This window comes from Nakamurella multipartita DSM 44233 (assembly GCF_000024365.1).
Classification (GTDB): Bacteria; Actinomycetota; Actinomycetes; order Mycobacteriales; family Nakamurellaceae; genus Nakamurella; species Nakamurella multipartita.
In genome coordinates this window covers 5,390,775-5,405,454 of record NC_013235.1, presented here as the reverse complement: position 1 = coordinate 5,405,454, position 14,680 = coordinate 5,390,775, and the positions used below count along the sequence as shown (strand labels likewise).

At 72.1% G+C, this 14,680-nt stretch carries 16 protein-coding genes; 6 read left to right on the top strand and 10 right to left on the bottom strand.

The window, feature by feature from the left end:
- Positions 1 to 19: 19 nt before the first annotated feature.
- The 3 genes from NAMU_RS24030 to NAMU_RS24020 all read left to right on the top strand — a co-directional run bounded on the left by NAMU_RS24030 (position 20) and on the right by NAMU_RS24020 (position 1,798).
- A complete protein-coding gene (locus NAMU_RS24030) occupies positions 20 to 406 on the top strand; it encodes a nuclear transport factor 2-like protein (protein WP_005177618.1) in 387 nt (128 codons plus the stop codon).
- The gene (locus NAMU_RS24025) at positions 403 to 735 is read left to right on the top strand and encodes a TfoX/Sxy family protein (RefSeq protein ID WP_041369391.1); all 333 of its coding nucleotides are present in this window, start codon (positions 403 to 405) and stop codon (positions 733 to 735) included. The genes NAMU_RS24030 and NAMU_RS24025 overlap by 4 nt, the downstream gene beginning before the upstream one ends.
- A gap of 76 nt (positions 736 to 811) precedes the next feature.
- Positions 812 to 1,798, top strand: a complete 987-nt coding sequence (locus NAMU_RS24020) for an IS481 family transposase (RefSeq protein WP_015749933.1) — start codon at positions 812 to 814, stop codon at positions 1,796 to 1,798.
- Between the two features lie 9 nt (positions 1,799 to 1,807).
- Here the strand turns inward: NAMU_RS24020 and NAMU_RS24015 are convergent, their stop codons facing one another.
- Complete coding sequence (locus NAMU_RS24015) at positions 1,808 to 2,392, bottom strand: GNAT family N-acetyltransferase (protein ID WP_015749932.1); 585 nt, start codon at positions 2,390 to 2,392, stop codon at positions 1,808 to 1,810.
- 9 nt (positions 2,393 to 2,401) lie between these two features.
- Here NAMU_RS24015 and NAMU_RS24010 point away from each other — a divergent pair, with 9 nt between their 5' ends.
- Positions 2,402 to 2,851, top strand: coding sequence for a PAS domain-containing protein (locus tag NAMU_RS24010; RefSeq protein WP_015749931.1), 450 nt, complete (start codon positions 2,402 to 2,404; stop codon positions 2,849 to 2,851).
- Positions 2,852 to 2,879: 28 nt separating this feature from the next.
- Here NAMU_RS24010 and eutC read toward each other — a convergent pair whose 3' ends face one another.
- The 3 genes from eutC to eat are packed head-to-tail and all read right to left on the bottom strand — an operon-like array spanning position 2,880 to position 6,599.
- Entirely contained in the window at positions 2,880 to 3,671 is a 792-nt protein-coding gene (gene eutC / locus NAMU_RS24005; RefSeq protein ID WP_015749930.1) for an ethanolamine ammonia-lyase subunit EutC, read from the bottom strand.
- Complete coding sequence (locus tag NAMU_RS24000) at positions 3,668 to 5,080, bottom strand: ethanolamine ammonia-lyase subunit EutB (protein ID WP_015749929.1); 1,413 nt, start codon at positions 5,078 to 5,080, stop codon at positions 3,668 to 3,670. Before NAMU_RS24000 ends, eutC begins: the two co-directional genes overlap by 4 nt.
- Before the next feature lie 46 nt (positions 5,081 to 5,126).
- The gene (gene eat, locus NAMU_RS23995) at positions 5,127 to 6,599 is read right to left on the bottom strand and encodes an ethanolamine permease (protein ID WP_015749928.1); all 1,473 of its coding nucleotides are present in this window, start codon (positions 6,597 to 6,599) and stop codon (positions 5,127 to 5,129) included.
- 148 nt (positions 6,600 to 6,747) lie between these two features.
- Between eat and NAMU_RS23990 the strand changes: the two genes are divergently transcribed.
- Entirely contained in the window at positions 6,748 to 7,830 is a 1,083-nt protein-coding gene (locus tag NAMU_RS23990) for an App1 family protein (protein WP_015749927.1), read from the top strand.
- Between the two features lie 69 nt (positions 7,831 to 7,899).
- On the opposite strand, the gene NAMU_RS23985 is transcribed toward NAMU_RS23990, so the two are convergent.
- Entirely contained in the window at positions 7,900 to 9,087 is a 1,188-nt protein-coding gene (locus tag NAMU_RS23985) for a cation:proton antiporter (protein ID WP_015749926.1), read from the bottom strand.
- An 84-nt stretch (positions 9,088 to 9,171) separates the two neighbouring features.
- Between NAMU_RS23985 and NAMU_RS23980 the strand changes: the two genes are divergently transcribed.
- The gene (locus NAMU_RS23980) at positions 9,172 to 9,570 is read left to right on the top strand and encodes a PPOX class F420-dependent oxidoreductase (RefSeq protein ID WP_015749925.1); all 399 of its coding nucleotides are present in this window, start codon (positions 9,172 to 9,174) and stop codon (positions 9,568 to 9,570) included.
- A 28-nt stretch (positions 9,571 to 9,598) separates the two neighbouring features.
- Here NAMU_RS23980 and NAMU_RS23975 read toward each other — a convergent pair whose 3' ends face one another.
- The 5 genes from NAMU_RS23975 to NAMU_RS23955 all read right to left on the bottom strand — a co-directional run bounded on the left by NAMU_RS23975 (position 9,599) and on the right by NAMU_RS23955 (position 14,471).
- Entirely contained in the window at positions 9,599 to 9,862 is a 264-nt protein-coding gene (locus NAMU_RS23975; RefSeq protein ID WP_015749924.1) for a GlsB/YeaQ/YmgE family stress response membrane protein, read from the bottom strand.
- A gap of 4 nt (positions 9,863 to 9,866) precedes the next feature.
- Complete coding sequence (locus tag NAMU_RS23970; RefSeq protein ID WP_015749923.1) at positions 9,867 to 10,115, bottom strand: DUF6457 domain-containing protein; 249 nt, start codon at positions 10,113 to 10,115, stop codon at positions 9,867 to 9,869.
- Between the two features lie 206 nt (positions 10,116 to 10,321).
- A complete protein-coding gene (locus NAMU_RS23965; protein WP_015749922.1) occupies positions 10,322 to 11,335 on the bottom strand; it encodes a TerC/Alx family metal homeostasis membrane protein in 1,014 nt (337 codons plus the stop codon).
- 152 nt (positions 11,336 to 11,487) lie between these two features.
- On the bottom strand, positions 11,488 to 12,126 hold the full coding sequence (locus NAMU_RS23960; protein ID WP_015749921.1) for a response regulator: 639 nt from the start codon (positions 12,124 to 12,126) through the stop codon (positions 11,488 to 11,490).
- Complete coding sequence (locus NAMU_RS23955; protein WP_015749920.1) at positions 12,123 to 14,471, bottom strand: sensor histidine kinase; 2,349 nt, start codon at positions 14,469 to 14,471, stop codon at positions 12,123 to 12,125. The genes NAMU_RS23960 and NAMU_RS23955 overlap by 4 nt, the downstream gene beginning before the upstream one ends.
- Between the last annotated feature and the right edge of the window lie 209 nt (positions 14,472 to 14,680).

Sequence of the window (14,680 nt, the reverse complement as noted above, 5' to 3'; positions counted from 1 at the left end):
TCTCACACCAAGGAGAGCCATGCCCGCCACCCTGTCTTCTGCCGCACCTCAGACACTCAAGGACTACTACCGGATCCTCGAGTCCGGCATCGACAGTTACCAGGACGGGGCTGACCTACGGCCTCTGCTGGATGACCACCTCGACTTCACGGGCTCCCTCGCTGGACACCTCCCCGACGCCACCGATGGCTTCCTGGGCGGGGTCGCCGGGTTCATCGCGACGGTCAAGCAGATCGAGATCATCCACGACGTGCACGGCACTAACAGCTCCGCCGTGCTCTACACGGCGACCATGCCCGGCGGTCCCATGACCTTCGCCGAGTTCTTCACCTTCGACGGCGGACGCATCGCGTCCTTGAACCTTCACTACAGCGGCCCCGAGTACATCGAGAAGGGTGGACGATGACAGCACAGAAGGACCTGGTCGAGCGAGTTCGTGACGCGCTAAGAGCTCGCAGCCCTCGTGAGGTGTCGATGTTCGGGGGAGTGTCGTTCATGGTCGAGGACCGGATGGTTGTCGCCGCTCGTCGGGAAGGGACGCTCCTGCTACGCATCGACCCCACTGACGCGGAAGACCTGCTCACCCGCCCTGGTGCTCACCCTGCGCTCATGGGCGCAGATCGCCCCATGGGCGACGGCTGGATCAGCGTCGAGCAGGCCGCACTCCAGGGACCTGGGCTCGAGTCCTGGCTCGAGCCAGCACTCACCTTCCATGCAGCGCACGGCGCCGAGTAGAGATCTCTACTCCAACTCCATCATCCGGTGGCCGGTCGCACACGCGGCCGGCCACCGATCTATCTCAGGAGGCACTTTGAGTCATCGCAATGCCGCGCTGACCCCACGTCATCGTCTACGAGTCGCACGCCTCGTCATCGAGGAAGGATGGCCGATCAGCGAAGTCGCTGCCCGCTTCCAGGTGTCGTGGCCAACCGTGAAGCGGTGGGTCGACCGCTACCTTGCTGGCGAGCCGATGCAGGACCGGTCGTCACGGCCGAAGTCTTCGCCGAACAAGACGAGCAAGAAGACGACAAAACGGTGCGTGAGCCTACGAATGCGCCTGAGGGAAGGGCCTATTCAACTCGCAGCCCGACTCGGCATCGCCCCGGCCACGGTCCACCGTATCCTCACGACCGCGCGCATGAATCGACTTTGCTACGTCGACCGTGCTACCGGCGAGCCGATCCGCCGATACGAACACGACCACCCTGGCTCGCTCGTGCACGTGGACGTCAAGAAGCTCGGGAACATCCCCGACGGTGGGGGCTGGCGATACGTCGGGCGACGTCAAGGATCGAGGAATCGTGCCGTCACTCCCGGCAAGCCGAAGAACAAGTGGCGCAACCCCAAGCTCGGGTATGCGTTCGTGCACACCATCATCGATGACCACTCGCGCGTCGCCTACACCGAGGTTCACAACGACGAATCCGCTGTCACCGCCGTCGGAGTCCTGCATCGAGCGGTCGAGTGGTTCGCCGACCGAGGGGTCGCAATTGAGCGCATCTTGTCCGATAACGGTGGTGCGTACCGTTCTCACCTGTGGCGAGACACGTGCGAGGCCCTATCGATCACTCCGAAGCGAACGCGGCCATACCGCCCACAGACCAACGGCAAGGTCGAGCGATTTCACCGCACCATGGCCGACGGTTGGGCGTATGCGCGCTGCTACACGAGCGAGAACGAACGCCGCGATGCCCTCCCCGACTGGCTCCACGAGTACAACCAGCACCGACCACACACCGCCTGCGGAGGCCAGCCGCCCTTCTCACGATTGATCAACGTCCCCGGTCAGTACAACTAGCCGTCCGGGTCACGCTCCGGACGAGGCCGCCGGAGCCGGTCGGTCCAGCCGGTAGACCACGTGCAGCGGCGGGTCGATCGGGTTGTCCGGGGGCAGGTCACCCTCGGCGATCCGGACGAAGCCGGCCTTCTCCAGGGCCCGCCAGGACGCCCGGTTGCCGGCCGCGACCGGCACGATGATCGACCCGGCCCGCGGGTGGGCGCGCCAGGTGTCGGCAGCCACGGCCGCGATGATCGTCGGCCCCAGGCCGCGGCCGGTGTCGGCCGGATCGCCGATCAGGTAGTCGATGGTCACCGCGTCCGCCGGGATGGTCATGATCGGCGCGATCTCGGTGACGTACTCCGGGTAGTCGTGCCAGTAGCTGCGCTGGACCAGCCCGACCGGTCGGTCGCGGCCGCGCTCGTCGGAGAGCAGGACCAGCAGGTCCTCGTTGGGCTCCTCGCCGCGGGCCGACGGGCCGAAATCGCGGTCGACCGCCGCCGCGGTGAACTCGTGGTTCCACCAGCGGGCCACGTGCGGGCGGCCGAGCCAGGTGGCGAGCAATCCAAAATCCGCCGGGGTCACGGCGCGGAATGTGACAGGTTCAGCGCGCATACTCCGATCATGCGCACCGAACACGATTCCGGCGGTCAGCTGCCGTCGGCGGGTCTGCCGGGCGTGCTGGTGCGGGCCATCGCGGCGACCCAGGCGGTCCAGGGCATCACCATCGCGCGCAACACCGACGACGCCCCGCTGGTGTACGCCAACGAGTCCTTCCAGCGGATGACCGGGTATGCCCCCGAGGAGATCCTGGGCCACAACTGCCGCTTCCTGCAGGGGCCGGACACCGACCGGGCCCAGGTCCGGCGGCTGCACGAGGCCATCCGCCGGCACACCGACATCAGCGTGATCATCCGGAACTACCGCCGGGACGGGTCGTGGTTCTGGAACAAGGTGTCCATCTCGCCGATCCACGAGCCGGGTAGCGACGAGGTCACGCACTTCATCGGCACCCAGATCGACGTCACCGATCTGGTCGAGACCGGCGGGGCGGACGTGCTCGGTCGGCTCTGAACCCGGCCGGCGGGCCGGTCCCCTCGAACTAGTCCAGGGCGGTGCGGGCGCCCGGCTCGATGGTCCGCGAGGTGTCCTTGAGGGCGACCCCGGACCGGCCGAGGGCGCGGGCGCCGGCGACCAGGCCGGCGGTCACCCGGGCCGCGGTCGCGTAGTCCAGGCCGCCGGGCGGGTGGATGTTCGACACGCAGTTGCGGTCGGCGTCGGAGCGGCCGGGCCGGGGCCCCTGGGTCAGGTAGATGCCCAGGCTGTCGGCCACGGACAGGCCGGGCCGTTCCCCGATCACCACGATCACCGTGCCGACCTCCAGGGCGGCGCCGATGTGATCGCCCAGGGCCACCCGGGCCTGGGTGGCGATCACCGGCGGGGTCAGCGTCCACCGGCCGGCGAACTCGGCGACCAGCGCGGCCAGCAGCGGGGCGGCGTGCTCGGCCAGGGCCCGGGGCGAGAGCCCGTCGGCGAGCACGACGGCGATGTCCCGGCTGCTCGGCAACCCCTCCAACGGGGTCAGGTCCAGCGGCTGGCGACCCAGGTCCGGGCGGCGCAGGTACTCGCTGCGGCCGGCCGCCCGGCTGGTCACGATCACCGGTTCGCCCAGGCCCAGGTCGCGCAGCGAGCCGGTCAGGGCGGCCGTGTCCAGCGGTTCGTGAACGGCGTCCCGGGCCGCCGCATGCGCGGCCCGGAACTCCAGCAGGTGCCGGGTGCTGACCGCGTCACCGGTCCGGCTCAGCCCGATCCGGGACGGTGTGGTCGCCCGCAGCCCGCTCCAGAAGTCCGGTCGCTGCTGGGGTGGCGGGTCGGCCGGCGGCTGCGCGTTCACCGGGCCCCCAGCACTTGCCGCAGCGCGGAGCCGGCCGGGTCGACCGACCGCACCCCACCCCGCTCATCGCCCAGACCGACGGCGGCCAACCAGGTCTCGAACTCCGGCGCGGGACGCAGGCCGAGCATCGCGCGGGCCGCCAGCACGTCGTGGAAGGACAGGCTCTGGTAGCCCAGCATCACGTCGTCGGCCCCGGGCACCGCGATGACGAAGCCCACCCCGGCCGCCGCGAGCAGGACCAGCAGGTTGTCCATGTCGTCCTGATCGGCCTCGGCGTGGTTGGTGTAGCAGACGTCCACCCCCATCGGCAGGCCGAGCAGCTTGCCGCAGCAGTAGTCCTCCAGCCCGGCCCGGACGATCTGCTTGCCGTCGTAGAGGTACTCGGGGCCGATGAAGCCGACCACCGTGTTCACCAGCAGCGGCGCGAACTCCCGGGCCAGCCCGTACGCGCGGACCTCGAGCGTCTGCTGGTCGACCGGCTTGCCGTCGGTGCCCAGGTGGGCGCCGGCCGACAGGGCCGAGCCCTGGCCGGTCTCGAAGTACATGACGTTGTCGCCGACAGTGCCGCGGCCCAGCTCCAGCGCGGCCGCCCGGGCGTCGGCCAGCATGCCCAGCTCCACCCCGAAGGACTCGTTGCCGCCCTGGGTGCCGGCGATCGACTGGAACACGAGGTCGACCGGGGCGCCCCGACCGATCAGGTCCAGGGTGGTCGTGACGTGGGTGAGCACGCAGGTCTGGGTGGGAATCTCGAAGTGGGCACGGATGTCGTCGAGCAGGTGCAGCAGCTCGGCGACGGTGGCCGGCGAGTCGGTGGCTGGGTTGATGCCGATCACCGCGTCCCCGGAGCCCAGGAGCAGACCGTCCAGCACGGCCGCCGCGACGCCCCGGGCGTCGTCGGTCGGGTGGTTGGGTTGCAGCCGGGTGGCCAACCGGCCGGGGACGCCGATCGTGCTGCGGAAGGCGGTGCTGACCCGGGCCGCCTTGGCCACCGTCATCAGGTCCGCGTTGCGCATCAGCTTGCTGACCGCGGCGACCATCTCCGGGGTCAGCCCCGGGGCCAGGGCGGTCAACTCGACGGCGGCGGTGGGCGAGGTGGCGATGGCCAGCAGCCGGTCCCGGAACTCGCCGACCGTCCAGGCGGCCAGCGGCGCGAAGGCCGCGGCGTCGTGCCGATCCAGGATGAGCCGGGTGACGTCGTCGGTGTCGTAGGGGACCACCGGGTGCTCCAGGAGGGTGGCCAGCTCGACCTCGGCCAGCGCCCACTGGGCGGCCGCCCGTTCGGCGTCCGACGTCGCCGCGCAGCCGGCCAGCTGATCGCCGGAGCGCTGGGGGGTGGCCCGGGCCAGCAGTTCCACCACCCCGTCGAACTGGTAGGTGTGACCGCCCAGGCTCTGCCGGTAGACGGTCACACGCCGCTCCGGTCAACCCGGTCCGACCCTGGCGCCGTCATCGGGGTCAGCGCTCCGTCAGTTCGGACTCGGCTGCGGCCAGCGCCGCGAACTCCTCGTCGGGGGAGTGGGCGACCAGGTGTCGCCGGCTGTACAGGCCGAAGTAGGCCATGAACGCGGCGAACACGCCCAGGCACCACAGGGCCGCCGTGCTGTCGACCAGGAACGTGGCCACCACCGCGAACACCGCGACGACCAGCGCGAAGCCGGTGGTCACGACGCCGCCCGGGGTGCGGTACGGCCGGGGCATCCCCGGCTCGCGCACCCGCAGCACGATGTGGCTGATCATCATCAGCACGTAGCTCACGGCGGCGCCGAACACGGCCATGTTCAGCAGCATCGCCCCTTGACCGGTCAACGACAAGGCGAAGCCGATCAGCCCGGGCACGATCAGGGCCAGCATCGGGGCCTTGCGGTGGTTGGTCACCGACAGGCTCCGCGGCAGGTATCCGGCCCGGGACAGCGCGAACAGCTGTCGGGAGTAGGCGTAGATGATCGAGAAGAACGAGGCGATCAGGCCGGCCAGGCCGATGTAGTTGACCACCGTCGCCACCGCCGACCCGCCCAGCGCCTCCACCAGGGGATTGCCCGAGGCCGACATCGCCGCCGCCCCGCCCGCACCGGGCACCAGCAGCAGGACGGTCGCCGCGCTGACCAGCAGCACGCCCATGGCCGCGATGATCCCGCGGGGGACGTTGCGGGCCGGCTCGGCGGCCTCCTCGGCGGCCAGCGGGACGCCCTCGACGGCCAGGAAGAACCAGATGGCGAAGGGCACCGCGGACCAGATGCCCAGGTAACCGAAGGGCAGGAAGCTGCTGGCGCCGGCCGCGTCGGTCGGGGCGATGTCGGTGAGGTTGGCCGCGTCGAACAGGCCGACCGCCGCGACCGCGAACACGATCAGACCGATCACGGCGATCGCGGTGATCACGAACATGACCTTGAGCGCCTCGCCGACGCCGGCCAGGTGGATACCGATGAACACCGCGTAGGCGGCCAGGTACACCCACCAGCCGTCGGTGATGCCGAACAGCCCCAGGGACTGGACGTAGGCGCCGATGAAGGTGGCGATCGCGGCCGGCGCGATCGCGTACTCCAGCAGGATCGCGGTGCCGGTGGCGAAGCCTCCCCAGGGTCCCAGGGCGCGCCGGGCGAAGGTGTACCCGCCGCCGGCCGCGGGCAGCGCGGAGGACATCTCGGCCATACCCAGCACCATCGCCAGGTACATCCCGGCGATCACCACGGTGGCGATCAGCAGACCACCGAACCCGCCTTCGGCGAGTCCGAAGTTCCACCCCGAGTAGTCGCCGGAGATCACGTAACTCACGCCGAGGCCGGCCAGCAGCACCCATCCGGCGGTGCCGGTGCGCAGCGACCGGCGGGCCAGATAGTCGCCGGACTCGGTGGTTCCGGTTCCGGTTCCGGTGGGGCCGGCCGCGTCAGCGGCGGCGGGGGTGGGGGATTCGGGCGGCGAGGCAACCATGTGCCCTCCCAATCGGGTCGGCGGGCCGAACGTCGTCACCATCGCAGGGCGACGTTGCCGGCCCATGAACGGTCCGAGTCGGCGCCGATCCGGCCGGTCGCCCGCCGCCCGCAGTGCGAACGGCCGGCCGATGGGGCAGGTTCGACGGGTGATCACTTCCGACCCGCCCCGGCCGGACCGCGTGACCGGCCGCCGGCACATCGCCGCCCGGGTCGATGACGTCGTCAACGCGCTGCGCAACCGGCTGTTCCGGCGCCGGGGCTGGCGACCTCGGATCGTCCCGTACACCGGTTACGGGTCCACCCACGAGGTTCGCCTGCTGGCCCGAGTGCTGCTGGCGCCGCCGGTGACCGACCGGGACCCTCGCATGGACGCGGCCGCCGACCCGGACCCGGACTCGACCGCGGCCCGGCAACGCGCGACCCGGGGCTGGCGCCGGTTCCTGACCACGCCGATCCCGGCGGCCCGGGTGGAGGTGGACGTCGACGGCAGCACCTATCACCTGGTCACCGACCGGCGTGGGTACCTGGACGCGCGGATCGCGGTCACGCTGCCCGCCGGCTGGCACGACCTGCCGATCCGGGTCGACCGCGGGCGGCCGTCGCGGCTGCGGGTGCGGGTGGTCGGCGACGAGCCGACCCTGGGCATCGTCAGCGACATCGACGACACGGTGATGATCACCCACCTGCCGCGGCCGCTGCTGGCCGCCTGGAACACCTTCGTCCTGCGCGAGTCGGCCCGCGTCGCCGTGCGCGGCATGGCCGAGCTGTACCGGCAGATCCTGGCCGCGCACCCGCAGGCGCCGGTGATCTATCTGTCCACCGGGGCCTGGAACGTGGCGCCGACGCTGACCCGGTTCCTGGCCCGGCACGGCTTCCCGGAGGGCCCGCTGCTGCTGACCGACTGGGGGCCGACGAACACCGGCTGGGTGCGCTCGGGCCGCCAGCACAAGCACGACACGCTGCGCCGGCTGGGCCGGGAGCTGCCCCAGGTGCGCTGGTTGCTGGTCGGCGACGACGGGCAGCACGACCCGCAGATCTACGACGACTACGCGGCCGAGCACCCGCAGCAGGTCCTCGGCATCGCCATCCGCCGGCTCACCGCGACCCAGCAGGCGTTGACCACGACGGCGACCCACCGGGCGCCGGCTCCGCACGTGCCCACCGTCCGGGGCAAGGACGGGTTCGCGCTGGTCGCGGCCCTGCGGGCGGCCGGGTTGCCGCCCCGGTAGGCCGGTTGGTCAGAGCCGGGGGTCCGGGCCGGTGGGGTTCGCGCCGGGTGTGTGGGCCGGTGCCGGGGGTCAGCCGGCCGCGCCGGTGGCCCGGCTCTCGCCGGCCGAGCCCTCGCCGGTCCGGGTCTGCCGGACCTGGTGACGTCCGGCCGCCCCGCCGGCCAGCGCCGCCACGGCGACGGTGACCAGCGCGCCCAGGATCATCGCCGGCGCCTCGCCCGGCCCCAGCAGGCCGACCTGGGTGGCCAGCGTGGCCGCGGCCACCGGCACGCCCATCTGGGCACAGGACAGCGCGGCCAGGCTCATCGGTTGCCGGGTCAACGCCCCGACCAGGTGCGCGAGCAGCGCGCCCAGCCCGAGCAGCAGGCCGAGCAGGATCAGGCTCGGATGCTGGCCCAGGTCCCGCACGTCCAAGGAGGCGCCCAGCCAGACGAAGAACAGGGGCGCGAAGAAGCCGTCCGAGATCGCGAACAGCTGCCGGGCCAGCCGTCGCGGTTCGCCGATCGCGGCGATCGCCAGGCCCAGCGCGAACCCGGCCAGCATCACCGACACGTGGGTGGCCATGGCCACGGCGGCCAGCGCGAACAGCACCAGCAGGCTGATCCGCAGCTCGAGCGCGAACTTGCGGTTCTCCGACACCCGGTGCAGGTGCCGGCGCAGGCCGGTGCGCTCACCCCAGCGCAGCAGCAGGAAGGCCGCGAGCGCGCAGCCGATCACGGCCAGCGCCCCCAGGGCGGCCCGGCCGGCGTGGGCCGGGTCGATGACCAGCGGCAGGGCCACGATGCAGGCGGCGTCGGCCACCGCGACCTGGGGCAGGAGTTGGAGCACCCCGGACCCGGTGAGGCCGAGCGAATCGACGATGGGCAGCACGATCGCCGCCGACGACGAGGCCATCAGCACCGCGTAGATGGCCCCGTTGCCGGTGCCGAAGGCGGTGGCCAGCCCCACGCCCAGGGCGGCCGCGAGGGCGCCGACGAGCGCGGCCCGGGCCAATCCGACGCCGATCCCCTGTCGCAGCCGCGGGTCCAGGATCGGCACGTGCGAGCCGGCGACGAACATGACCAGGGCGAAGCCGATGTCGGCCAGGAAGGTGAAGGTCGGGTTGCCGGTGTCCAGGATCTGCAATCCGGAGCGGCCGAGCAGGACACCGGCCAGCAGCTCGCCGACCACGACCGGGATCCGCCAGCTGGTTCGGGCGGCCAGCAGCGGTCCGGCCAGCCCGGCCGTCACGATCACCGCCAACGTGCCGAAGTCCACCCGACCTCCCTCACCCGGCGGCCAGGCCCGCGGCGCCGCCGGACTCCGGCTGACACCCGGCCGCTGATCGGCGACGATAGCCCCATGGAGATCAGCCAGGCCGTCGAGTTCGTCCGGGCCAACGATCATGCGGTGTTGGCCACCCGTCGCCGGGACGGCAGCCCGCAGCTGTCCCCGGTCAATGCGGGGGTGGTGGACGGGCGGGTGTGCATCTCCAGCCAGGCGCCGCGGGCCAAGGTGCGCAACATCCGCCGGGACCCCGCAGTGAGCGTGCTGGTGCTGCCGGAGGCCTTCTACGGCGGGTGGGTGCAGCTCGACGGGACGGCCGAAATCGTCGACCAGCCCGCGGCGCTGGACCTGTTGGAGCAGGTGTACCGGGCGATCCGGGGCGAGCATCCGGACTGGGACGACTACCGGGCGGCGATGATCCGCGACGAGCGGGTCGTCATCGCGATCACCCCGACCCGCGCGGTCGGCGGCTGAGACCGGACGCGCGGGTCGGGGTCGGGGCTCAGCGCCGGGAGCGGGAGCCCCCGGCGATCAGGTTGATTACCAGTAGCAGGCCGATCGCGCCCAGGCAGGCCACCCCGAAGCTGGACCAGCTCCACTCGTAGGTCCAGGCCTTGCCGGTCGTCCACTGGTAGATGAAGCCGGCCAGCACCGCGCCCAGGATGCCGACGATGATGTTCATGATGCAGCCCCGGCGGTCCCGGACGACCAGCGAGGCGATCCAGCCGGCCAGGGCGCCGAAGACGATCCACGACAGCCAACCCATGGCGTTACTCCTTGGTCTGCTCGACGGTGCCGGTCAGGGCGGTGAGGGTGGCCAGCGCCTGTTCCGGGTCGGCGCCGCGGCCGACGGCGACGCCGACGAGGTAGCAGGTCAGCGGGCCGGCGATGCGGGCCACCCCGTGCGCGACGTCCCGGGTCAGGTCCAGCAGCGCGTCCCGGCGGTCGGTCGGGATCAAGTCCGCGGGCAGGTCCAACGCCGCGCAGGCCTGGCCGATCCAATCATCCAAAGTGCTCATCCCTCGAACGTAGCGGCCCGGCCCGGACGCCCGGATCAGGGTCCTCCCTGACCACCCCTAGCCCGGCCCCCACCCCTGGCCCGGCCCCCCACCTGCTGTTGATCATGGGAGGAGTGCCGTTTTCGCGGCCGGACAGCGGCACCCTTCCCATGATCAACAGCGGCTTGGGGGGCTCGGGGGTGGGCTCGGGGGCGGTCCGGGCGGGGTCAGCTCGGGCGGGGGGAGGAGTGCTCGTCGGAGTGCGGGTTGGCCCGCAGCGAGCCGGGGTGGGCCTTGGCCGAGGGGTCGTTCTTGGTCTTGATCAGGCTGGCTACGGTGGTGATGGCCAGCACGACGACGATGACCACCAGCGAGGCGTTGGTCGAGACCGTGGGCACCCCCGGCCAGATGCCGTGCGCCCAGTGCAGCACCAGCTTGACCCCGATGAACGCCAGGATGATCGCCAGGCCGGTGGACAGGTAGACCAGCCGGTCCAGCAGGCCCTTGACCAGGAAGAACAGTGCCCGCAGGCCGAGCAGGGCGAAGGCGTTGGCGACGAAAACGATGTAGGGCTCAGCGGTCACCCCGAACACCGCCGGGATCGAGTCCAAGGCGAACAGCAGGTCCGTGCTGCCGATCGCGATCAGCACGATGAACAGCGGCGTGGCCAGCTTCTTGCCGTCGATCCGGGTGAACAGCCGCCCGCCGTCGTACTCGGTGGTCACCGGGATGACCTTGCGGGTCAGCTTGACCAGACCGTTCTCCTGCACGTCCGGGTCCTGGTCGCGGTGCCGGAACAGCTGGATCGCGGTGAAGATCAACAGCAGCCCGAAGAGCAGGAACATGACCGCGAACAGGTCCAGCAGGGCGGCGCCGACCACGATGAAGATGGCCCGCAGGATCAGCGCGATGATGATGCCGAAGGTCAGCACCTTGTGCTGGTGCGCCTCGGGCACCGCGAAGGTGGTCATGATGATCACGAAGACGAACAGGTTGTCGACCGACAGGCTCTTCTCGACGATGTAGCCGGCGAAGTACTGCGCCCCGAAATCCGCCCCGGCGTACCACATGAAGGCCAGGCCGAAGGCGACGGCGATCAGGATGTAGAAGACCGACCAGCCGACCGCCTCCTTGAATCCGACGGCATGCGGCCGGGCCGCCGCGAAGATCAGATCGAAGGCCAGCAGGCCGACGATCAGCACGATGGTGACGGTCCACCACAGGACACTGAGCTCGAGCAACGGGGGTCTCCTCGTTCCGGGCGCGCGGCGACTTTTCGCATGATCAACTGGCCGCGTCGCCGATCAGTTCCCCCCTTTCCCAGGCGTTGCCCAGATCTTTCACAGCGGCCCGGCCGGCGGCCGGCCGGGCGGGTCGACGTGCCCGTCGCGGATCACGTGCTGCAGCGTCTCGTAGGCGTTGAACGTCTCCCGGCCGAGCGTGCGGTAGGTCCGCGCGGCCCCTTGAGATAGGTGTCCACGGTGGAGGTGGCGGCGGGCGGATCCATCAGCCGGCCGATGTCCCCCCGGCCCACGCCCTGGGCCAGCAGCTCGAACACCTGGATCTGGCGTGGAGCCAGGTGGCCGACCAGGTTCTCGTCGGTGAGCAGGGCATGGGCCAGGCGGCTGGACACGGCCAGCTCCCCGGTTCGAGCGGTCCGCAGAGCGTCGATCAGCAGGTGCGCCGGGTCGGACTTGAGCACCAGACCGACCGCACCGGCGGCGATGGCCCGACGGACCGGGATCGGACGTTCCTCCGCGGTCAGGATCAGCACCTGCGGCCCGGCCGCCCGGACGGCCCGGACGTTGCCGGTCGGGTCGGCCTCGTCGGCCGGGACCCCGAGATCCAGGTCCAGCAACACGACGTCGGCGGTGCCGCCCCCGCCGGCCAGCAACTCGGCAACCGACGCCGCGGTGCCGATCACCTGCACCCAGGGGGCGTACTCGCGCACCGTCCACAGGATGCCGTTGAGCACGAACGGGTGATCGTCGACCGCGGCCAGCCGCAGCGGCGCGTCCTCGGGTCCGGTCATGCCACCCAGCCAATTCCGGCGCCGGCCGGGACGGAAGTCCCCGGGTCAGGTGACAGCCCGGGGGTGGCCGCCGGGGTGACGCGGGCCGGGTCGACCCGGATGAGCAGGAAGTCCGGACCGTGCAGGACCGTCGCGTCCAGGTCCGCGGCCACGGCGGTCAGCGACGGGTCGAGTGGTGCCGGGGTGACCATCAGGCTGACCGTCCGGGACCGGGCGCCGGTCACCGTGAGCACGGTGCGCAGCGGCTGGTCCGGCCCGGCCAACGCCGCGGTGAGCAACCGGGCAGCCAGCCCGGGCGGCAGCGCCGACGGGCCGCCCGAGTCGGCGATGATCTCCACGGTGCGACCCGCCCGCCGGGCCCGGGCGATCAGCTCACGCGCCCGGTCGTCGATCTGCGACCCCAGCCGGATGTCGTCGCGCACCGCCGCCTCGAGCGTGCCGGCCTCGCGTCGCACCTCGGCCGAGTCCAGGTCGAGCCGGCCGTCACCGACCGCACTCAGGAACGGCAGCACCCACCCGCGGACCCGACCCAGGCGAGCGGTGAGCACCTCCCGGGCCACCCGGAACTGCTCACCGGCCGCCCGCGCATGACGCGCCAGCTCCTCGTCCCGCCGGATCGACCGGGCCATCCGGTCGATGGTCAACCGGCCGCCGAGCAGGCAGACCACCCCGAGCACGTTGGCCGCGATGGCCGGCAGCCCGGGCACGATCAGGCTGCCGTCGGGGGCCAGGTCCAGCAGCACGACCGCGGCCATGGCGGTCGCGCCGATCGCGCCGACCAGCGACTCCCAGGGCGGTCGGAACATGGCGATCAGGGCCATGGCCGGGGCCCCCACGCCGGCGGCGAAATAGGCCACCGAGATGTTGCCGCCCGGCACCAGCCCCCGACCGCCGACGAACGCGGCGAGCACCGCCGCGGCGATGAGGACGACCGAGTGCCACCCGGCCATCGGGTGCCGGGTGACCCATCCGGCCGCGGCCACCGTGAGCACCGTGACGACGCCGACCGCGAGCAGCGCGAACCGGGGGTCGGAGAGCAGGTGGTGGTGCAGCACGGCCTGGATCACCACGAAGAACAGGATCGGCATGGTGGCTCCGAGCACGATCCGGTTCCGGGTGCCGGCGAGGTCGGCGAGCCGCCGGGAGGCGATGCACCCGGACTCGGGGATCCGCCAGGCGAGCTCGACGGTGGTGCCCCCGCCCGTGGTCGAGGTGACCGTGGCCGACCCGCCGACCTCTCTCACCCGGGCCAGGATCGACTGGCGCAGGCCCAGCGGGCCGTCGAGCACCGTCGTGGGGTCGAAACCGCGACCGTCGTCGACGATCTGGATGGCGGCGCCGTCGCTGTCCAGGGTGGCCTCGACGAGCACCGCGTCGCACCCGGCGTGCCGTTCGCTGTTGCGCAGCGCCTCACCGGTCGCCCCGCTCAGCGCCTCGACCACCCGGTCCGGCAGTCGGCCCGCGCCGGCCAGCCGCAGCCTGACGGGCAGGCCCGATCGATCGGTCAGGTCCTGCAGTTCCTGGCGCAGATCACGCGGGGCGGGCGGGCCGGCGACCGCCGCGCGCAGCAGATCGGCCGCCCCGGTGGCCATCGCCCGGACCCGGGACGCCTCGATCGCCCCGGCCGGCAGCGCAACGGCCCGCAGGGCGTGGATCACCTCGTCGTGCAGCAGCCGGGAGGCCGCGCGGTCCTGCCGGTCCGCCGCCCGGGCCGCCTCGGTCCGGGCGAACTCGGACTGGCGGGCGCGGGCGGACCCGTCGGCGATCACCGCGGTCTGCCGCCAGGCCGGCACGAACACCACGCCCACGGCCACGAAGACCAGCGCCAGGGTCACCTCCGAGACCGCGGTGACCCAGCCCGCGGCGGCGCCGGACGCCGGTAGGACCCGGATGAACACGTACCCGGCGACCGCGGCGACGACCACGACCACCGCCCGTGCGGTCGGCAGCACCCCGACGACCAGCACGAAGGCCGGCACCATCAGCTGCCAGGCCCACCAGACGGCCGGCATCCGGGACGGGTCGAGGACGCTGGCCAGCACGACGAACTGGGTGATCAGCAGGACGGTGACGGTCAGGTAGGCCAGCCAGGGCGGCCGGTCCCCGGCGGCGATGACCGCCCCGGACCCCAGCAGCACCGCCGCCCCGACGATCACCGCCACGGCCCCGGCCGGCGCGGTCGCAGCCACCGTGCCCCGGATGTAGTCGGTCGAGATCAGCACGTCGTTGACCACGACGATCGCGTAGACCAGGCCCAGCGCGCGCTCGAACCAGGTCGCCCAGGGTTGCTCGGCCGGCCCCCGGGCCGGCCGCGCCCGCAGGCGCGCAACGGTGCCCCCCACCATGCCCACCGGGTCATTCTCGCCGTTGCGCGACAAAACGGGTGTCCCGAACTCAGGGGACGTGACCGCGACCGCCGGCGAGGGTCAGGGTGAGGCCACGGCGGCGGTGGTCGGGTCGATCGCGGGGGCATCCCGGGGGGAGGCAGGTCACCTGGAGGTGGGGGCCATCGCCGCCCCGCGGATCGGGCCGTCGGGGCCCGGTCCTGGCTCAC

Excerpts from the sequence above, each read along its gene's own strand:
- NAMU_RS24030 (WP_005177618.1), top strand. The coding sequence starts at position 20 with ATGCCCGCCACCCTGTCTTCTGCCGCACCTCAGACACTCAAGGACTAC.
- NAMU_RS24025 (WP_041369391.1), top strand. The coding sequence starts at position 403 with ATGACAGCACAGAAGGACCTGGTCGAGCGAGTTCGTGACGCGCTAAGA.
- NAMU_RS24015 (WP_015749932.1), bottom strand. The coding sequence starts at position 2,392 with ATGCGCGCTGAACCTGTCACATTCCGCGCCGTGACCCCGGCGGATTTT.
- NAMU_RS24010 (WP_015749931.1), top strand. The coding sequence starts at position 2,402 with ATGCGCACCGAACACGATTCCGGCGGTCAGCTGCCGTCGGCGGGTCTG.
- eat (WP_015749928.1), bottom strand. The coding sequence starts at position 6,599 with ATGGTTGCCTCGCCGCCCGAATCCCCCACCCCCGCCGCCGCTGACGCG.
- NAMU_RS23980 (WP_015749925.1), top strand. The coding sequence starts at position 9,172 with ATGGAGATCAGCCAGGCCGTCGAGTTCGTCCGGGCCAACGATCATGCG.
- NAMU_RS23975 (WP_015749924.1), bottom strand. The coding sequence starts at position 9,862 with ATGGGTTGGCTGTCGTGGATCGTCTTCGGCGCCCTGGCCGGCTGGATC.
- NAMU_RS23970 (WP_015749923.1), bottom strand. The coding sequence starts at position 10,115 with ATGAGCACTTTGGATGATTGGATCGGCCAGGCCTGCGCGGCGTTGGAC.
- NAMU_RS23960 (WP_015749921.1), bottom strand. The coding sequence starts at position 12,126 with ATGACCGGACCCGAGGACGCGCCGCTGCGGCTGGCCGCGGTCGACGAT.
- NAMU_RS23955 (WP_015749920.1), bottom strand. The coding sequence starts at position 14,471 with ATGGTGGGGGGCACCGTTGCGCGCCTGCGGGCGCGGCCGGCCCGGGGG.